This window comes from Vreelandella subterranea, from assembly GCF_900111305.1.
Lineage (GTDB): Bacteria > Pseudomonadota > Gammaproteobacteria > Pseudomonadales > Halomonadaceae > Vreelandella > Vreelandella subterranea.
Genome location: NZ_FOGS01000014.1, coordinates 76,612 through 93,238, shown reverse-complemented (window position 1 = coordinate 93,238; position 16,627 = coordinate 76,612). Strand labels below are relative to the sequence as shown.

The 16,627-nt window shown below is 53.8% G+C and carries 24 protein-coding genes; 16 read left to right on the top strand and 8 right to left on the bottom strand.

The window, feature by feature from the left end; genetic code table 11:
- The 3 genes from BMX75_RS16930 to BMX75_RS16920 all read right to left on the bottom strand — a co-directional run.
- Positions 1-246 (bottom strand): helix-turn-helix domain-containing protein (locus tag BMX75_RS16930; protein WP_139197177.1); only part of this gene is annotated, 246 nt, incomplete at its 3' end.
- A 127-nt stretch (positions 247-373) separates the two neighbouring features.
- Positions 374-1,063: a hypothetical protein gene (locus tag BMX75_RS16925; RefSeq protein WP_092830718.1), complete on the bottom strand. Its 690-nt coding sequence runs from the start codon at positions 1,061-1,063 to the stop codon at positions 374-376.
- A 208-nt stretch (positions 1,064-1,271) separates the two neighbouring features.
- The gene (locus BMX75_RS16920; protein WP_092830716.1) at positions 1,272-1,622 is read right to left on the bottom strand and encodes a S24/S26 family peptidase; all 351 of its coding nucleotides are present in this window, start codon (positions 1,620-1,622) and stop codon (positions 1,272-1,274) included.
- Positions 1,623-1,738: 116 nt separating this feature from the next.
- Between BMX75_RS16920 and BMX75_RS16915 the strand changes: the two genes are divergently transcribed.
- The gene (locus BMX75_RS16915; RefSeq protein ID WP_092830714.1) at positions 1,739-3,100 is read left to right on the top strand and encodes a Y-family DNA polymerase; all 1,362 of its coding nucleotides are present in this window, start codon (positions 1,739-1,741) and stop codon (positions 3,098-3,100) included.
- 56 nt (positions 3,101-3,156) lie between these two features.
- Here the strand turns inward: BMX75_RS16915 and BMX75_RS16910 are convergent, their stop codons facing one another.
- From BMX75_RS16910 to BMX75_RS18100, 3 genes are all read right to left on the bottom strand, one after another.
- Positions 3,157-4,134 (bottom strand): hypothetical protein, encoded by a 978-nt coding sequence (locus BMX75_RS16910; protein ID WP_139197176.1) that lies wholly within the window; start codon positions 4,132-4,134, stop codon positions 3,157-3,159.
- On the bottom strand, positions 4,131-4,874 hold the full coding sequence (locus tag BMX75_RS16905; RefSeq protein ID WP_092830710.1) for a hypothetical protein: 744 nt from the start codon (positions 4,872-4,874) through the stop codon (positions 4,131-4,133). The genes BMX75_RS16910 and BMX75_RS16905 overlap by 4 nt, the downstream gene beginning before the upstream one ends.
- A gap of 62 nt (positions 4,875-4,936) precedes the next feature.
- Positions 4,937-5,335: a S24 family peptidase gene (locus tag BMX75_RS18100; RefSeq protein WP_175474763.1), complete on the bottom strand. Its 399-nt coding sequence runs from the start codon at positions 5,333-5,335 to the stop codon at positions 4,937-4,939.
- 323 nt (positions 5,336-5,658) lie between these two features.
- Between BMX75_RS18100 and BMX75_RS16895 the strand changes: the two genes are divergently transcribed.
- The 13 genes from BMX75_RS16895 to BMX75_RS18000 all read left to right on the top strand — a co-directional run bounded on the left by BMX75_RS16895 (position 5,659) and on the right by BMX75_RS18000 (position 12,327).
- Positions 5,659-6,159, top strand: coding sequence for a hypothetical protein (locus BMX75_RS16895; protein ID WP_092830706.1), 501 nt, complete (start codon positions 5,659-5,661; stop codon positions 6,157-6,159).
- 201 nt (positions 6,160-6,360) lie between these two features.
- Positions 6,361-6,687 carry a hypothetical protein gene (locus BMX75_RS16890; RefSeq protein ID WP_092830704.1) on the top strand — a complete coding sequence of 109 codons (327 nt, stop codon included), beginning with the start codon at positions 6,361-6,363 and terminating at the stop codon, positions 6,685-6,687.
- Between the two features lie 45 nt (positions 6,688-6,732).
- Positions 6,733-6,939, top strand: a complete 207-nt coding sequence (locus BMX75_RS16885; protein WP_092830702.1) for a hypothetical protein — start codon at positions 6,733-6,735, stop codon at positions 6,937-6,939.
- A 25-nt stretch (positions 6,940-6,964) separates the two neighbouring features.
- Positions 6,965-7,168, top strand: coding sequence for a hypothetical protein (locus tag BMX75_RS16880; protein ID WP_092830700.1), 204 nt, complete (start codon positions 6,965-6,967; stop codon positions 7,166-7,168).
- A 38-nt stretch (positions 7,169-7,206) separates the two neighbouring features.
- On the top strand, positions 7,207-7,410 hold the full coding sequence (locus BMX75_RS16875; protein WP_092830698.1) for a hypothetical protein: 204 nt from the start codon (positions 7,207-7,209) through the stop codon (positions 7,408-7,410).
- The gene (locus tag BMX75_RS16870) at positions 7,410-7,670 is read left to right on the top strand and encodes an ogr/Delta-like zinc finger family protein (protein WP_092830696.1); all 261 of its coding nucleotides are present in this window, start codon (positions 7,410-7,412) and stop codon (positions 7,668-7,670) included. Before BMX75_RS16875 ends, BMX75_RS16870 begins: the two co-directional genes overlap by 1 nt.
- Before the next feature lie 65 nt (positions 7,671-7,735).
- Complete coding sequence (locus tag BMX75_RS16865; protein WP_092830694.1) at positions 7,736-8,146, top strand: hypothetical protein; 411 nt, start codon at positions 7,736-7,738, stop codon at positions 8,144-8,146.
- Positions 8,143-8,442, top strand: a complete 300-nt coding sequence (locus tag BMX75_RS16860) for a hypothetical protein (protein WP_092830692.1) — start codon at positions 8,143-8,145, stop codon at positions 8,440-8,442. Before BMX75_RS16865 ends, BMX75_RS16860 begins: the two co-directional genes overlap by 4 nt.
- A complete protein-coding gene (locus BMX75_RS16855) occupies positions 8,439-10,742 on the top strand; it encodes a replication endonuclease (RefSeq protein ID WP_092830691.1) in 2,304 nt (767 codons plus the stop codon). The genes BMX75_RS16860 and BMX75_RS16855 overlap by 4 nt, the downstream gene beginning before the upstream one ends.
- Before the next feature lie 14 nt (positions 10,743-10,756).
- A complete protein-coding gene (locus BMX75_RS16850) occupies positions 10,757-10,978 on the top strand; it encodes a TraR/DksA C4-type zinc finger protein (RefSeq protein WP_092830689.1) in 222 nt (73 codons plus the stop codon).
- A 138-nt stretch (positions 10,979-11,116) separates the two neighbouring features.
- Positions 11,117-11,419 carry a hypothetical protein gene (locus BMX75_RS16845; RefSeq protein ID WP_092830687.1) on the top strand — a complete coding sequence of 101 codons (303 nt, stop codon included), beginning with the start codon at positions 11,117-11,119 and terminating at the stop codon, positions 11,417-11,419.
- On the top strand, positions 11,416-11,673 hold the full coding sequence (locus tag BMX75_RS16840; protein WP_092830685.1) for a pyocin activator PrtN family protein: 258 nt from the start codon (positions 11,416-11,418) through the stop codon (positions 11,671-11,673). Before BMX75_RS16845 ends, BMX75_RS16840 begins: the two co-directional genes overlap by 4 nt.
- A 51-nt stretch (positions 11,674-11,724) precedes the next feature.
- A complete protein-coding gene (locus BMX75_RS18000) occupies positions 11,725-12,327 on the top strand; it encodes a hypothetical protein (protein WP_139197175.1) in 603 nt (200 codons plus the stop codon).
- Between the two features lie 81 nt (positions 12,328-12,408).
- On the opposite strand, the gene BMX75_RS16830 is transcribed toward BMX75_RS18000, so the two are convergent.
- On the bottom strand, positions 12,409-13,464 hold the full coding sequence (locus BMX75_RS16830; RefSeq protein ID WP_092830681.1) for a tyrosine-type recombinase/integrase: 1,056 nt from the start codon (positions 13,462-13,464) through the stop codon (positions 12,409-12,411).
- A gap of 101 nt (positions 13,465-13,565) precedes the next feature.
- Here BMX75_RS16830 and dusA point away from each other — a divergent pair, with 101 nt between their 5' ends.
- The gene (dusA, locus tag BMX75_RS16825) at positions 13,566-14,630 is read left to right on the top strand and encodes a tRNA dihydrouridine(20/20a) synthase DusA (protein ID WP_092830679.1); all 1,065 of its coding nucleotides are present in this window, start codon (positions 13,566-13,568) and stop codon (positions 14,628-14,630) included.
- A 97-nt stretch (positions 14,631-14,727) separates the two neighbouring features.
- On the opposite strand, the gene BMX75_RS16820 is transcribed toward dusA, so the two are convergent.
- The gene (locus BMX75_RS16820; protein ID WP_085917734.1) at positions 14,728-15,759 is read right to left on the bottom strand and encodes a succinylglutamate desuccinylase/aspartoacylase family protein; all 1,032 of its coding nucleotides are present in this window, start codon (positions 15,757-15,759) and stop codon (positions 14,728-14,730) included.
- Between the two features lie 229 nt (positions 15,760-15,988).
- Between BMX75_RS16820 and BMX75_RS16815 the strand changes: the two genes are divergently transcribed.
- Entirely contained in the window at positions 15,989-16,627 is a 639-nt protein-coding gene (locus tag BMX75_RS16815) for a TetR family transcriptional regulator (protein WP_092830677.1), read from the top strand.

Here is a 16,627-nt window from a genome sequence, read left to right as displayed (position 1 = left end):
GGCGACGATGTTGATCATGCTGGGCAGGCGCTTTGTCCATTTCCAGGCGGTACGTCGCCGGTCATTACTACGGCACTGAGCCATCTCAGGCTCATAACCGTTGTCTGTCGCGTTACGACGCAACTCACGGCTTATCGTGCTGTTATGAACGCCAAGGTTTTTAGCGGCCTGTCGCTGGCTCATCCCCACCCCAATACAAGCGTGAATCTGGTATCGTTGGGTCTGGGTCAGTTGTCGGTATCCCATGCTCTGCTTCACTTTGGTCGGTAAAGCAGGGAGGGTACCGGCGCTGGCCCTCCTGCTTCTACCGGGTGGTCCAAAGTGCTGCAGTTATTCTATGAATCCAGGATTAAACCACTAACTAACTTAATAATCAGGGATAATAAATAACCTTATCTACTCTACTATTTGGCACTACTATCATTTTTTTCATACTGGGCGTGACAACATGATACTCACCAATTTTACCTACCAAAAAATATTTATTTGACTCATCAATAAGATATACCAAAGCTTTTTCATCCGTACTATTTATGTCGTTGCGGGCATCCCATACAGCTATCGGAAATGCCATAAACAATCCAAGCAGAATAATATTTGTGTAGATGAAGGCATTTTTCTTAGACCCAAAAACATCTTCTAATCTAAGAGGAACTATCAGGTATCCAACTCCATACCTTAAAAAATTGCTTGCCAGGAGCACTACCAACATATGAACATTTTCCCATTCTAAAGGGACCTTATAAGAAGCCAAAATAGATACGAATGAAATTATCCCAAGCCAAAAAATCCCTTTAACCCAATCGCCTTTATTACTTATATGCTCGTCGTCCTCTGTATATAGAATAAAACCAAAGGCGCATAGCGTTATTAAAAGAAAAAATAAAAGTAAGCTTTTCCCTAAAGACAAGACCAAAACGTCTTGTATTGAAAAATATCCCGACGGGTCAACACCAATTAAATTCCAGTAAACATAAAACCTCAACAATGACAAAAATTGTAAAAACATAAACAGCAATAATAAAGCTTTAGCAATTTTCTTGCCTGCTGGTGTTTCTTCCATATTTTGTATATCCATTCATGTTGTAATCTGTTTATTTCAACATAGCTAAACACAAAAACCCCCAGCCATTCCATGGCCGGGGGTTTCATGCCGCATCCTTCTGGCGAGCCGGAATCCACCCCGCGTGCTTCAAGGCGACATTCTCAGCTTGGCAAATTTTTGCTCAGTTTGATGTAAGCCATTGCCCACAGTTCATGTAAGAAAAGGCTTACACCGCCCAGCACCGTGCCTGCCTGACAACCACACCCTTGAACTGCTGCGCGTTCACAAAGTAGCCCTGCCCACCGTTGGGCGGCAGTAACCGGCAGCGGCTACCAGCGCGGTGGGCTTTGAATAGCCGGTACTCGCCTTCAATTTCAGCCACCACCAGATCCGCGTGGCCATACGTGCGCGCTTCATCCACCACCAGCACGTCGCCTTCCATCATCGGCCCACCCGGGCGCGCGTCCTCGCTGATCTCCACCAGAAAACAGCTGGGGGTAAATTTTCGTCTGTCCATTTCCGCGACCGCCGGGTGATCCACGCCCACCAACGCTGGCCCTAAGTAATTCACTCGCATCCGCTCCCCCTGTGCCTGTTTGATTTTCCGCGACGTACATTAGCGTTTGCCTGTCGCGTTCCCTGGCAATAATACTGTATAAATTAACAGTCTTACACAAGGGGCAGGAGGCGAAAATGATCGGGCTAGTGGACTGCAACAACTTCTACGTGAGCTGCGAGCGGGTGTTCAATCCCAAGCTGAACCGGCGCGCGGTGGGCATCATGTCCAACAACGACGGCTGCATTGTCGCCCGCTCCAACGAGCTGAAAGCCCTGGGCGTAGAGATGGGCACGCCCGCCCACCATGTACGCCACCTGGTGGACCGCGGCGAGGTGATTCTCTACTCCTCCAACTACGAGCTCTACGGCGACATGTCTCACCGGGTGCAAGGCATACTCGAGCAGGAAACAGCAGGCGTTGAGCCCTACTCCATCGATGAAATGTTCGTGCACATGGACGGCTTCACGCCGGAAGGCCTTCAGGAGCACGCCACCAGCCTGCGCCAGAAGATTGGCCAATACACCGGCATTCCGGTCTGTGTGGGCGTGGCCGCGACTCACACGCTGGCCAAGCTGGCCAACCGTATCGCCAAAAAGCACCCTGGCTACCCGGGTGTGTGCATCCTCCACGCGGAAAGCGACGAAGCCCGGCACCTGCTGCAGCAAATCGACGTGGGCGATGTGTGGGGCATTGGCCGACGCCTGAACGAGCGTCTGCAGATACTGGGTATCAAAACCGCCTGGGATCTCCGCGAAGCGGACGCCAAACGCCTGCGGCGCAAGTTCTCGGTGAACATGGAACGCACGGTGCTGGAGCTACGCGGCATCAGCTGCCTGGAAATGAACGACCTGCACGAACCCAAGCAGCGCATCATGACCAGCCGATCCTTCGGTCGCCCCACTCAGCACCTCTACGACCTGCAGGGCGCGGTTCGCCAGCACGCCCAACGCGGCGCTGAAAAACTACGCCAGCAGAACAGCCTCGCCCGCGCCGTGCTGGTCTTCCTCAAAACCGACCGTTTCCGGCCCGACTTGCCCCAGTACTCACCCAGCCTGGTGGTAGAGCTGGAACGCCCCAGCCAGGACACCCGCGATATTCTCCACGCCGCCCAGGAAGCGCTGAAGAAGATCTACCGGCCCAAGTACGGCTACAAGAAAGCCGGTGTGATGATGCTCGACCTGACCGACGTAAACCGCCAACAGCTCAGCCTGATGGACACACCGCAAACGGAAGAGGAACGCCAGCGCAGCGAAAAGCTCATGGCCACCATGGACGCGCTGAACGAGAAAATGGGAAAGGGAACGGTACGCCTGGGCCTACCGGAAAAGAACGCCCCCTGGCACCTACGCTGCGCCCACCGCAGCCCGCGCTATACCACGCACTGGGATGAGTTGTTGCGGGCGTATACGGATGAGGGGGCGGCGAGGCGTTTACCTAAAATCGATAACACCAATAAAAACCACAGGTCAAAAAACAGAAGCTCTCACAAACTTTAAACTTTTTCAAACGTTACAAGTCATCATGAAAATCAGTTTCCAACAGGTAAGGAGAATCACTTTATCTTGATAACTTTAAGAAGACTATCTTGCAGCCGATCAATAGTATAAAGATAATTATTTGCCACATTAACACTCAAAAACCCATTGAAAAGCTCTTCCGCTTCAAACAATTTCTTGAAAGTTACGTACTGCTCATTTGTAATAACTCCTTTTATTAACAAGCGCTTCATTTTCTGAAAATCATTTAAGTTATTCTTGTCATGAAAATATTCAGTATATAAATCATCAACTACAGAGACAAGCTTGTTCCAACGAGATACTAATAACTCATTTTGAAAACTAGCCACCGACCTTCTCAGATTTAACTTTTCACGCTCGCTCCTAACAACTTGCGCACGAGATCGCTGAAGACCCAATGCTCTTAAGCGGCTTCTAAGCTCATTGTAATCACGAGCATTCTTTTTATTCACACTATCCTTATAACCTTCAAAAGAAGACTGACTTTCTTGTATGTCTTCATTCAATTTAGAAGCAGGCTTTTCATTGCCCTCTCTTTTAATTTCTTCATTATGCACTGAATCAGTGCAATACTCACCATCCCCAGAAGTGACCTCTATCACTTCACTATCTGTCACTTCATTTTCACTATCTGTCACTTCATTTTCACTATCTGTCTCTCCATTCTCATCATTATCAATACTTAAAGCTGAAAGCGCAGCATCTTCTGAATGTGCTCTAGCTGAGAAACCAGGAGCTGTTATCTCAGTCATTCTAGCAGCAAATCCTTCGATTGGTTCTTTGAAAATCATAGCTATAAAAACTGTAGCGACAGGCCATAAAAGAGAAGTAAGCAGATCAACAGCGCCACTCTCCCCAACTATCAACCTGATTAAATAGATAAAAAATAGTACTATGACACATACCGCACAAGCTTTTAACATGGATGTCCAACTAGGAAGATCAATTTCTCTTCCAAAAACATCTAACCATTTAGAGCATTTCTTTTTCGGACTTTCCTTGTTATCACTCATAATTTTTCAACCAACTGTTTCATAATGTCAGGAGCATTATCCAAAAACTGGTGCAGAGTATTTGCATGACTCATTGCTGCGAAAAATTTACTGAAAACGTTATTGAATTTATTACGTACATCTTCAGCTTCATCTTTTTTCAGTTCAGCAGAGTTAAATGCATAGCGACCAACAAGCATGGACATGCTTTCTTGTAAACCGTCAGAACCTCGAACCTCATAGAATTTCAGTGAATTCATCATTTGAACTATATCTGCAGAAAGCTTTAACCTAAGCTCGCGAGACAAATCGCTATTAAAAACACTTTGAAAAAGGGCATCAAGGCTCTCTCTCAGCTCTTCAATATACTCATTTTCAATTTTAGCTTCTGATTCTGGATAATTTGCATGATAAAGGGCTTTACCCATTTCTAACAAAACCAGAACAGAGTCATTGATTTTAGAATTATGCGCATTCCATTGGGAAGAGCTTGTAAAGGTAAAAACCAGCTCTTTCAAAGATATCATAGAACTTTTATTTATCTCGCTGGTAGCATAATTTTTAACTACCACGCTAAGGTACACTTCAACACGCTCAACTAAGCGAAGGTATTCAAAAGCGTAATCTGCGACACTCAATCGATCTTGGGTATTGTAGTTAAAAACCTTTCCCCACACCTTTTTTGTTGCTGCAGTACCATCCATGCTATTAGCTTTTAAGATGATGGCTTCTAAACGTGCTATTGGTGAAAAATCTTCCATCCATCAAATTCCCTATATTATCAGCAGTCTCAAAACCACCGTTTTATATTGATGTGCTGCAGCTACACAACCCGCCCAATCCGAATCTCACACCGCCCCAGAATCTCCACATCATGCATATCCTGCGGTTTGATCATTTCCGGCTGGTAGTGGTCGTTGTCGCTGATCAGGAACAGCGCGCCGCCCGCCAGGCGCTGCACCCGCTTGATTCTTCGCTCGCCGCTCACCAGCAGCAAAAACACGCCTTCCTGCTTGGGGTCGCGGTTGCTGCGGTCCACCAATACCCAGTCACCGTCGTCCAACGTGCCAAGCATCGAATCGCCGCGCACTTTCACCCCCACAACATGGGCAGGATCTAGCCCCTGATCGGCCAGCTCGGCGGTGGAAAAATACAGCGTGGTTTTAATCGGCTCGCCTTCAAAACTGCGCCCAGCCCCAGCGGCGGCTTCAATGTCATACATCCTGATAGGCGTCTGATCTTTAGACGGTGCTAACTCATCTGTCCCACCCATCACATATGTAATATCTACACCAACAGATTTTAAGCGCATCATAAATTCTACAGATGCCCTTTTCCGGCCTGTAACAACGTCTCTGAGGCCTTGCGGCGTAGTGTCGCCAATTGCCCGTGAGGCATCAGCTAGAGTCTCAAACCCTGCGTTTTGGATAGCTTCACGCAACCGAGACAGCATTTTTTCCACATCAACGCTTGACGACATGTAATATTTACACCAATCTATTTATGTCTTTCACTTCACAACACATAGCAAGAGGAGCCACTGCCATGGCTACATCTGCCACTAAATCACCGCTTATCACGGTGGAAAAACTGATCATCCACCAGACCCAAGGCATTCTGTCTCTAGAGGCCGCTCGGGAAGGCATTAAAGGCTTCAATGCCAATTGCCAAGAGCAACCCATGCCGTTTGATGAGCTGGTGAACGTCATGCTTATCGCTCAAGGCTTTGGCGCCACAAGCCTGACTGCCCATCTCAAAATCGGTAACCCAGACACTAAAAAGCTCACGTGGACACTTACTGTTGAGACCACTGGCGCTTTAAAAGCAGCTCCCAAACCTGAGAACCCACCAGCTTCATTAACTCCATATCAGCAAGCGCTCGCTGATCGTGTTCTGGCTAAAAGCGTCGGCGAATTAGCGAAACAAGGTCGGAAAGGCCAAGACCTAAACGAGCGCGCATTAAACCTTGCTACTTCGCTTCAGGCTGGGTTTAGCCAACTCAATCCAACGACTTGTAGTACTCGACCAGCTTCTTGTGAGCAGTGATAGCGGCATCTGCGAGCTGCTCACCTCTCGTCGTTCCGTAAGAATTATTGCTTGAGCAAATTAATGCCTCTGACCTGATGAGCTCAATCACCACTTCATGGGCGGCATCAACCGGATATTGCTTTGGATCTTGTAAAGGCCGTTCAGACATAACCCAAGTCCTCCATCGGACGTAATTGAAAACTTAAAGGAGCCACTGCTATGGCCACCCTCACTCTCACGATGTTCGTACCTAAAACCCAGACCACCCTGTTCCGAGGTGTCGACGTGGAACTGGAGCGCTGCGCTGAAGGCACCCGCCGCGATATCGAAACGGCGCTGAAGCGCGGTACCCAAACGCCCAACCCGCTGGCGGATATCGAAGCGCTGGAAGAGCGCACCACCGCCGAGGCGGTCGGCCAGCTGGCGACCTCGATGTTGGCCGCGGGCAAAAGCGACGAAGCCGTCGAGGATGCCTTGAGCAGCCTGAACGCCCATCTGGATGAGCACTTCCTGCAGCGCAAGCTGGTGCGCCTTTACGAGCGCTAAGCCACTGCGCCTTATGTCTTTCACTCTATTAAGGAAGCCTAACCCATGGCCACCGCTAACACCATTACCCCAAAGCCAATTTATGCCCCCAAGGGGTGTAACTGCCCAATCATGGCCCACGTAACCGAGGCCGAGCGGGACGACCTGAAGCGCATCGCCGAGCTGGAAATGCGCACCCTCTCGGCCACGGCCCGCATGCTGATGCTGCGCGGCATCGCCGAGTACGACCAAGACACGCTGAATGCCGAATGACCCTGCCTGCATAAGGATGTTTGCCATGTACCAGGACCCCAAACGTGTGCGCTCTCGTTACGCCGCTCTCAATCTGGATCAGTACGAGGCCCAGTTGATCGATGCGCTGGTGGATTACACCGGCATCGACCGAGCCTCACTGCTGCGTCAACTGGTGCTGAAAGAAGCACTGGAAACGCTGGGCGTTGCTGATCTCTCTGTTAGCAATGTGCCTGAACAGGCGTCGTAAAGGCAGGGCTTTTTGAGGCCCCCAAGGAGCACTGATGTATGGCTGACCAACCGGCCCATGGCGAATTACGCCTTCCGCTGAATGAACAGCTAGAGGCCGTACTGCAGCAGGTATGCGAACAGCAGAACTTATCGAACCTGGACGAAGCCGCCGAGTGGCTGATGCGTCGCCGCTTGCGCAAAGGCACCCAAGGACTCACCGGCCGAGGCCGCGCCCTTTACCCCATTGAGAGAAAACACTGATGACGATGACCAGCAAACACCGCCTTCCCTGCCCGCACTGCAGCCAGAACCTGCGCATCCGCAAAAGCCAGGGGCTAACGCCGGTGTACCGCGAGTTGGTGGTGGAATGCCGCAATGAAGACTGTGGGTTTCGGGGCAAAGCGCGCATCGAGGTGTGCAACACGCTGACCCCCAGCGACAGCCCCAACCCCACGGTGGATCTGCCGTTTACGCCCAGGTTGCTTCAACAGGCAATCAAGCAGGCGCAACAGGCATCGTAAACGCCTGACCGGCCCAGCTACTTCGCTTTCGTTCTTAGTTAGCAGCACGCAAGAGGCTTACGTATATGAGTAACGTTACCCCTTTACCAGCACCCGCGCAGGCGCCCGCCGTCCAGCCCGATCGGGCAGGCTTTGGCGACCTGCGCGCCGAGCTGCACCGCCGCGCCGACGACCTGGATTTAGTCGAGCTATGGGCCGAGCTGCCCCATGCCGAACGCCGTGTGCTGCTCAAATCCGCCGACTTAAAAAACGACACCACCCAGCAAATCAGCCAGCTCAACAAAGCTGAGCGCGACGCGCTGCGCGGTGCCATCCATCGCATGAGCGGCTACGCCAGTCGACTGAAAGGAACGCTCAACGGCCACCGCCCACACCCAAGTGCCGAACTGGCGAGTCACGCCCGCGAAGCACTGGCAGAAGGCAACACCAAGGCGGCGCTGCACTGGTTGTCACTTATTGAGAAGGGGGTTGTATGAACACTGATAAAACAATGCTCGCGCTCTATGAAGCGCATCTGCAACTAAAAAACCTTGCCGCCGAGCTGCAGGCGCAGCCCACACAAAACAGCCAGACGGCGGGCGAAGAGCTAATGCGCGAAGTTGAGAAACTTGGCTGCCAGATAACACAAATCGAAGCCACTTTAGACGATAACAGCCTCGCCATCGGCGCCACGCTGGCGGCGGCTCTTAGCGAAAACCCGCCCCGCGTCATCGGCGTGGATTGGGGCAAGCCTGAAGGTGATCACACTTGCTTCAAAGAGGTGACGGCGTGAGCACGTTGGAATTAGCCTTTGAGTACAGCTCCCGCACGCGGGATTGCCGTCGCTTCCTGGATGAACACTGGAAGCGCCTGCCGTCTATCGCAGAGCAACTGGCGGGCGGCTATATCCATGTGTCTAAACAGCACGGCCATGCCGCCGCTAACCGTTGGTTGCGCCGCAACGCCGCCGAGCTTATCGACCCGGCTAGCGTCTACCGTCGCTTTACGCCCATCGCCAGCGACCTGGAACGGGGCTTTCAATCGCTGGTGAAGCGGGCGCCCACAACGATTGAGGGTTTGCAGATCGGCTGCCGGTGGCTGGCCAGCGTGGAAGAACGACTGGTGCTCAATGGCTATAACGTCACGCACGACGACGAAGCGGCCATCAACCACGCCGAGGCCCAGGCCTCCGCGTTGGAGCGAGAGCGTAGCAAGCTGATCGGCGGCATTGCCGAGCATAACCGCCGCCTGCGACTTGGCCTGCTGCCACCACCCCTCAACCTCAAAACGCCCAAGGCCCGCACCCTTTCCGGCCAGGCACGCGAGATCGCCCTCCAAATCGCCGACTCTCGCAATCCATTGAGCCCACCGCTGGGCATCATTCCATTGATGGCAGTCTTTAAATGGCACCGCGCGCCTGTCATGAGCCTGCCTGTCGTCAATGAAATGGCGCTCCAAAAAGCCCGCCATCGGGCACGCCTGCACGGCATCAACCCGCCCAGCTTGAAAATGAAAAGCGCGGTGCAACTGGCCAAGCTCACTGACCCGCTTTGGTGGCGTCGCCAGCTGCGCCGCCTGGGTGGCCGTCGTTTGGAGCAGGTGCAGCGCGAAGCCCACCGCGTGCATAAGCGCGCCGGTATTTACTGCAGTGATGTGACCTTGGAGCGCCGTCGCGCCCAGAAAAACCGTAACCACGCCCTGCTCGATGCGCTGGAAGCCATCAACCAGGAAGGCCAGGTGTACACCTTGGCCGAGTTGGCCGAGCTGGGTTTGTCGAACCCCGACCACCGCCGGGCTGAGTTGATGCTGCGCATTCGCGACACCGAGGTCGAGGCCCGTCGTCTGGGGCATGTCGGCATGTTCTACACCATCACCGCGCCTAGCCGATTCCACCCGGTGCATGCCAAAAGCGGCGCCCGTAATACCAAGTACGACGGCAGCACACCCCGCGATGCCCAGGCCTACTTGCAACAGGTGTGGGCGCGCACCCGCGCCAAGCTGGCCCGCGAGGATATCGGCGTTTACGGCATTCGTGTGGTCGAGCCCCACCACGACGGCACGCCCCACTGGCACCTGTTGGTCTGGACCGCCCCCGAGCACGCCGACACCGTGACCGAAATACTCGGCTGCCATGCCGAGGCGGATACCCCAGAAGAGCTCTACGACCGGCGCGGCCACAAATCAACCGCCCGCTTTAAGGTCGAGCCCATCGACTACACGCGCGGGACCGCTGCGGGCTACGTGGCCAAGTACATCTCGAAAAACATCAACGGCGAGCAGTTCGCCCGCGATGGCATGAAAGACGACGACAAGGACAGCTACGGCCACGACCTCAACAGCAGCGCGCCGCGCATCGAGTCATGGGCGGCCGTGTGGGGCATTCGCCAATTCCAGTTTGTCGGCCTGCCTAGCGTGACGGTGTGGCGAGAGATTCGCCGCCTGAACGATAAGCACCTCGATGAGCTGGACAACTGGGAAAAGGCGACCCGCCCAGAAGCACGCATCGCCGCCCGCTTCGAGCAAATCCGCAAGGCCGCCAATTCCGGCCAGTGGGATCAGTTCTTACGCCTCATGGGTGGCCCCAACCTGCCCCGCAAATACCGTCCGGTGAAGCCGTGGACAATGCCCCGCGTCGACCTCAGCCGTGCCGAGTTCAGCCACGCCACCGGCGAAGAGCGCGAAGGCGTCGAGGCGCTAGGCCGCCACGGTGAAAGCAAGATAGGTACGTTCGGCATCGTCGTCACCGATGGCCGGGGCAATGAGCACGAATATCTAACCCGCTTTTACCGCTGGCAGGTGCGCGGTAGGTCGCTGAGCGACCAGGGGGGTTCGGGAAGCGGCGAAGCCGCTTCCCCTTGGACTCGTGTCACTAACTGTACGCAGGGGCCGGATATCCAGCCCCGAGAGCCCACACCGGAAGAGAAAAAAGCCCAGCGCGAACGTCTCGAAGAGTGGAAGCGCTCAGAAATTTACCGGGCTGAGATGGAAGACTCCTTCCACGAGGCCCAGGAAGCCAGAGAAGCGGCCCGAAATCTGTTCGCGCCGCCACCTCCCACGCAGCAGGAAGAATATTTCCCGACTGAACTTTGTTAACAGAAGGAAGCATGATGGCAGATAACGCCGACCGCGCTGCGGTCACCATCCAACAAAGCCTGGAAGCCACGCTGGCTCGCCGAGCCACGCTTGCCACCCGGGCAACTCACGATGAGTGCGTTGACTGTGGCAACGAGATCCCAGCCCAGCGCCGTAAGGCCGCGCCCTGGGCCACTACCTGCATTGAGTGCCAGGGGTTGCGTGAAATGAGGAGGAAACATGTTCGCCAATCTTAATGGGGTACTGACGATCGGACTTTGGATCTTCGGAGTAGTGGTGGCGAAGGGCTTTTGGTCCACGTTCTTTTCGATAACGCTATTTCCCTATGCCTGGTATTTGGCAGTTGAGCACTTACTGAAATATTGGGGGGTGATATGAGCCAACAAACAACGTCGCCAACCAAGGGCGGTGCCTTGGCCCGGCAAGCGGCCATGCTCTGCCAGGATCGCGCCTTTCAGCTCTACCTCGACCGCCGCAAGCGCGCAAAATTCGGTATGACAGAAAGCACACTGCCCGACGGCACCCACAACCAGGACGACGCCCGCGACTGGCTCTGCGCCGCCTGCCAGATCCAAAGCCGAGCGGAGTTAGACCACAACCCAACCGCAGCGGCCACGTTCCGCCGCATTCGCCAACGTTTTATGAAGTGGAAGCAGCGCCCAGGGAGGCAACAATGAACACATACTTCGGATTACTCGCCGAATTCGACGGCCGCACCGAGCTACCGCTGGAAGAAGTCGCCCCGCGCTTTTTCGGCATCACCCCACGAACCGCTGGTTTTCGCGCCGGTGCACAAGCCCTGCCGGTACCCGCCTACCGCGCCGGCGACTCACAAAAAAGTCCATGGTTGGTCAGCGCAATCGACCTGGCACAGTACATTGATGAGAAACGGGCTGAGGCTAGGGAACAGTGGAAGATGGTTAATGAGTAAGTATTAATGTATCCTCGCCGTTTTTAACAATGCGGCGGGGAAATTAGAAAAATGACTCTTACCAAAAAGATAAAAAGTGACTTAGCGGCTTTTTTAAAAAAATTAAAAACCTTTGCCAAATTTCATCACTTAACTCTACGTCCCTTGTCAATGGGGGCTTTATTAGCACTATTTCTTACCCCTTTGCATCAATTTCATGAATCTTTCTGTAATGCACTAAACAGTTTGTTCTCACCTAATCTTATGTTCTTTACTGCTACTTTAGCTGCTATTTTTCACAGCTCTACAATAATATCAGAAAAATTTTCAATATTATCCGCTCTTTTTTACGAAGCTGCAATACAACTTATGTGCATATTTCTTAGCGGCATGGTCATAACACTTATTATATTAAACTTTATAGATAAGGGCATACTCTGGAAAGACCTTTCAACACTTTTAACCTTCATGGCTATATTTTTTAGCTTGGCTTTTATAACATTTACAACCCTCCCTTTTTTCATATTGAATAAGAACCCTATTTCAAAAGACCATTTTTTAATAAAAATAAGACATCCAGGCTTTATATTATCGCTGGTCATTTTCTTATCATTCACAACATTTTATTACATTACACCCGAAGGGTTACCAGAACATAATTTTTGCGCAACTTGATTTTCTTAAGATCAGGCTTTCCATTCAGATGCACCATGAAGTTTAAATCATGCATCATAGATATAACCTAATGGCATAAACTTAACGTAGCTTAAGCTTTTCAGGCCTTAAATGAGTATATCGTTTCAGCACATCCCAGCTTTCGTGCAGCGTAAACTGCTGCACCTCCACGATCTCATAACCTGCCTCAAATAGCCGCGACGTGCCCTCATGGCGCAGGTCATGAAAGCGAAGATCGTCAATACGCTTGGCGATTGTGGCGGCTCGCCAGCGTGTGCCAATGGATTTGGGACCGTAGGGAAAAATCCGGGGCTCTCCCTGGATGCGCGGTTGCCGCTGGATGATGGCCATGGCTTCATGGGTGAGCTTAAAGCGTTTGTGGTTGCCCCACTTCTGGCGTGGATGCTTGGCATCACGCACCCAGCAGGTCATCGCTTCAGTATCCAGGTCGTCCCAGGTCAGCCGGGTAATCTCAGCCTGCCGACGCGCTGAGGCGATTGCAAAATCCATGATGTCTTCCATGGGAATAATCGCGCTCGGCCGGATCTTCTGAGATCGCACAAAGTAAGCCCGCAGTTTTTCTATTTCTTCAACGGTGGGCCGCCGGTCGCGAGATCCTGGGCGACTGATGAGGCCTTTGCTTCTCAATAGCAGCTTGGCAGACTCGAACTCGTTTAAATCCACGGGCATTCGCCAGGCAGCCACCGCCGTTTTTAAGATAATGCCAATCCAGGTGATATCTTGCGATGTGGTCGATGCCATCACACCGCTACGCCTGCGCATTTGCGCATGGTCAATGATTTGCTCACTACTGAGCTCGGTGATTTTGACGCGGGCGATCGGAAAGCGCTGCAACTGCTCGATCGTGGCGCGCTTGCTACGCCCAGCCCCTTCTGCAAATTCGTGTAGGTACCGTTCAATGGCATCGTTTAAAGTAACGCCTTTCCATTTAGCGGTAAGGACGCCACCTGGTGACGCCAGTTCGAGCTCGCGCCGCTTCGCCCACTCCTCGGCCATGGCCTTTCTGGGGAATGTTTTCGTCTCTGCGTGGTCAGGTTGGCCACGCCTGGCGATGCGAATCTGCACCATATATGAGAAACTGCCGTCCTTTTTACGGCGCTTGCGAATCGTTGCCATAATAGCCTCTCAGATGTACCAAATCGAAAGCGGCTGACGTACCAAATATGTACCAACGGACCATGAAAAACGCCGCTCAACCACTGTAAATATGAACAGTTATGAATGATACCACAGCTGCGCAAACCCGCATGAAGTCTGGCATTGTCCGCCCTGAGCTGGACAGGACTTTCTCCGTGGCGCCTATGATGGACTGGACTACGAGAGACTACAGAGCCTTCGCACGCACCTTGAGCAAGCGTGCGTTGCTGTATACCGAGATGGTGACCACCGGGGCTATCTTGCACGGTTCGCCGCGTGCGCGTTTTTTGGGTTTTGACGACGTTGAGCACCCGATTGCCTTGCAGCTGGGTGGCAGCGATGCCGCTGAGCTTGCTGAGTGCGCGGCGATTGCCGAGGCGTGGGGGTATGACGAGGTCAACCTGAACGTCGGCTGCCCGAGCGATCGGGTGCAGAACAATATGATTGGCGCCTGCCTGATGGGCTACCCGGATAAAGTCGCGGCGGCTGTGCGTGCCATGCAGGCGGCGGTGTCGATCCCCGTGACGGTAAAATGCCGTATCGGCGTTGATGATCAGGATGAAGATATTGACCTGGCTCGTTTTATTGACACCGTGGCGGATGCGGGCTGCCAGACGTTTACCGTTCATGCTCGTAAAGCCTGGCTGCAAGGCTTATCGCCCAAGGAAAACCGCGATGTGCCTCCTCTGAATTACCCGCGTGTGCATCGTTTGAAGCAGCAGCATCCCGAACTGCACATCGGGATCAACGGCGGCATTAAAACGCTTGAGGAATGCCAGGCGCAGCTTGAACACGTTGACAGCGTGATGGTGGGTCGTGAGGCCTATCAAAACCCGTGGCTGCTGGCGGGCGTGGATGAGCAACTGTTCGGCACGCCAGGCCCCGCCGCCAGCCGACTGGACGCTGCACGGGCATTTCGCCCCTACCTACAGCGTCGGCTTGACGAAGGTGCCAAGCTCAACCACATCACGCGCCATTTGCTGGGTCTGTTTCAGGGCTGCCCGGGTGGGCGGCGCTTCCGTCGTCATCTGTCGGAAAATGCGCACACAGAAGGCGCTGGACTGCGCCTGTTTGACGAAGCCCTGAGCCTGGTCCGCGAGCCTTCATCCCAACCTGCCGACGCAAAACAGCCTGCCATCTCCTAAGCAATGGCGGGCCAGGACGAAGCGATTGTCTGAACCATAATGGTTAAACAAAGCAGTTCCCTCCCTCTTATGGCAGGCGTGTTGTTTTTTCTCACCGTCAGTAAATCGCATCAGGGGGTGGCGTCAGGCTCGATTGAAAGCTTTCGATCGCCGTTTCTGCTTCCTCGATGGCATCAAAACGGGCGATGTGGAACAGGGCTTCGCCTTCGTTGGCCAGCGGTAAGCGGCTCATGCCGATCACGATGCCATCGGCCATGGCGCGCACATCACCCTCATCGTTGCCGAATGGATCGGCCACCTTGCCCAGCACTTCGCCTTTGGCAACGCGGGCACCCAGGCGCACCTTGGGTCGCAGAATGCCGTCGATCGGTGCCCGTGCCCAGCTTGACCCGTTGGCGACTTCCGCCGGGGCCGGCGAACGGCGGCGCTGCTCGCCGCTGAGCATGCCCAGACGGCGCATGACTCGCAGCACCCCGCGCACTCCCGGGGCAATGGCCCATTCATCAAAGCGCAGCGCTTCCCCGGCTTCATAGGTGAGCACCGGAATACCGCGACTTTGTGCGTAGTGGCGCAGGCTGCCCTCGCGCAACTCGGCGTTGAGCACCACCGGCGCGCCAAAGGCATCGGCCATGCGCTCGGTTTCGCTTTCCGGGCTCAACTGGGCGCGGATTTGCGGCAGGTTCGTGCGGTGGATCGCCCCGGTGTGCAGATCGATGATGTGCGTGGCGTGATCGACGATTTCTTCGCGGAACAACGCCGCCACACGCCCACCCAGGGAACCGGATTCGCTGCCCGGAAAGCAGCGGTTGAGATCCCGCCGATCAGGCAAGTAGCGGGTTTGCTGCAGGAAGGCGAACACATTGACGACCGGCACGGCAATCAAGGTGCCCTTCAGGCTATTGATGGTTTTTGCACGTAATACGCGGCGGACGATTTCCACCCCGTTGATTTCATCGCCGTGAATGCCGCCGCATACCAGCATTACCGGCCCGCTGCGCCGTCCGTGCACCACCTCGACGGGAATGTGCAAAGGCGTATGGGTATACAGCCGGGCGACCGGCACATCGATCTGTAAGCGCTTGCCGGGCGCGATACTGTGTCCGGCGAGTTGAAAAGAGGCTCGTGCCATTATGGATTGTCTCGCTTTGCGGGTCGTATAGCTTGCACTGCCACGACATTTAAAAACAGCGTTTCCAATTATTCTTTATACCCGCCTCGCGCTGAAATATCAGCCCCCTGAATATGTGAGTGCTTACCCATACATTTTCGAACGCCGTTTCCATACACAATTGAATGTAAAATAATTGCAGAATCAGATAAGATGTGTGCACAAATAACGTCGACGAGGCTGGGTGTCCATGGCAAGAAAAACAAAGGCTGAAGCAGCGGCCACGCGCGAGGCGCTACTTGATGCTGCGGAAGATATGTTCATGGAACACGGTGTCGCCCGTACCTCGCTGGAGCAAATCGCCCGCCATGCCGGTATGACGCGGGGCGCGGTCTACTGGCATTTCAAGAACAAGGGCGATATGTTTCGCGCCATGCTGGAGCGCGTACACATGCCGTTTCAGGATCTAGTGGACGAAATCGAGGCGCTGGAGCACGACGTCTCCTCACTGGAAGCAATTCGGCTCGCCTGCCTGCAAGGCTTGGAACGCTTCGAGCAGAATCCCCGCTCGCGCCGGGTTCACGCTATCCTGATCCATCGCTGCGAATTTTTCAGCGACATCGATCCTATCGCCATGCAGCAGGAAATCGTCGACGAATGCCGTGAATCGCTCTACCAGCACCTGCTGATTTCCAAAGAGCAGCATATGCTCGTTCAGGGCCTATCACCCGAGGTTGCCACCGACCTACTCCAGGCAACCCTCGCTGGCCTGTTTCATGATTGGATCAGGGACCCTTCTCGGTTTTCTATCTATGAACGGGGGGTCCCGCTAGTGAACCAGCTGATCAGCATGATGCGGCGTTCACCGGATACCAGCGAGACAAACTGA

Bases quoted from the DNA above. Each gene is read 5' to 3' on its own strand.
- BMX75_RS16925 (WP_092830718.1), bottom strand. From the start codon at position 1,063: ATGGAAGAAACACCAGCAGGCAAGAAAATTGCTAAAGCTTTATTATTG.
- BMX75_RS16920 (WP_092830716.1), bottom strand. From the start codon at position 1,622: ATGCGAGTGAATTACTTAGGGCCAGCGTTGGTGGGCGTGGATCACCCG.
- BMX75_RS16915 (WP_092830714.1), top strand. From the start codon at position 1,739: ATGATCGGGCTAGTGGACTGCAACAACTTCTACGTGAGCTGCGAGCGG.
- BMX75_RS16910 (WP_139197176.1), bottom strand. From the start codon at position 4,134: ATGAGTGATAACAAGGAAAGTCCGAAAAAGAAATGCTCTAAATGGTTA.
- BMX75_RS16905 (WP_092830710.1), bottom strand. From the start codon at position 4,874: ATGGAAGATTTTTCACCAATAGCACGTTTAGAAGCCATCATCTTAAAA.
- BMX75_RS18100 (WP_175474763.1), bottom strand. From the start codon at position 5,335: ATGTATGACATTGAAGCCGCCGCTGGGGCTGGGCGCAGTTTTGAAGGC.
- BMX75_RS16895 (WP_092830706.1), top strand. From the start codon at position 5,659: ATGGCTACATCTGCCACTAAATCACCGCTTATCACGGTGGAAAAACTG.
- BMX75_RS16890 (WP_092830704.1), top strand. From the start codon at position 6,361: ATGGCCACCCTCACTCTCACGATGTTCGTACCTAAAACCCAGACCACC.
- BMX75_RS16885 (WP_092830702.1), top strand. From the start codon at position 6,733: ATGGCCACCGCTAACACCATTACCCCAAAGCCAATTTATGCCCCCAAG.
- BMX75_RS16880 (WP_092830700.1), top strand. From the start codon at position 6,965: ATGTACCAGGACCCCAAACGTGTGCGCTCTCGTTACGCCGCTCTCAAT.
- BMX75_RS16875 (WP_092830698.1), top strand. From the start codon at position 7,207: ATGGCTGACCAACCGGCCCATGGCGAATTACGCCTTCCGCTGAATGAA.
- BMX75_RS16870 (WP_092830696.1), top strand. From the start codon at position 7,410: ATGACGATGACCAGCAAACACCGCCTTCCCTGCCCGCACTGCAGCCAG.
- BMX75_RS16865 (WP_092830694.1), top strand. From the start codon at position 7,736: ATGAGTAACGTTACCCCTTTACCAGCACCCGCGCAGGCGCCCGCCGTC.
- BMX75_RS16860 (WP_092830692.1), top strand. From the start codon at position 8,143: ATGAACACTGATAAAACAATGCTCGCGCTCTATGAAGCGCATCTGCAA.
- BMX75_RS16850 (WP_092830689.1), top strand. From the start codon at position 10,757: ATGGCAGATAACGCCGACCGCGCTGCGGTCACCATCCAACAAAGCCTG.
- BMX75_RS16845 (WP_092830687.1), top strand. From the start codon at position 11,117: ATGAGCCAACAAACAACGTCGCCAACCAAGGGCGGTGCCTTGGCCCGG.
- BMX75_RS16840 (WP_092830685.1), top strand. From the start codon at position 11,416: ATGAACACATACTTCGGATTACTCGCCGAATTCGACGGCCGCACCGAG.
- BMX75_RS18000 (WP_139197175.1), top strand. From the start codon at position 11,725: ATGACTCTTACCAAAAAGATAAAAAGTGACTTAGCGGCTTTTTTAAAA.
- BMX75_RS16830 (WP_092830681.1), bottom strand. From the start codon at position 13,464: ATGGCAACGATTCGCAAGCGCCGTAAAAAGGACGGCAGTTTCTCATAT.
- dusA (WP_092830679.1), top strand. From the start codon at position 13,566: ATGAATGATACCACAGCTGCGCAAACCCGCATGAAGTCTGGCATTGTC.
- BMX75_RS16820 (WP_085917734.1), bottom strand. From the start codon at position 15,759: ATGGCACGAGCCTCTTTTCAACTCGCCGGACACAGTATCGCGCCCGGC.
- BMX75_RS16815 (WP_092830677.1), top strand. From the start codon at position 15,989: ATGGCAAGAAAAACAAAGGCTGAAGCAGCGGCCACGCGCGAGGCGCTA.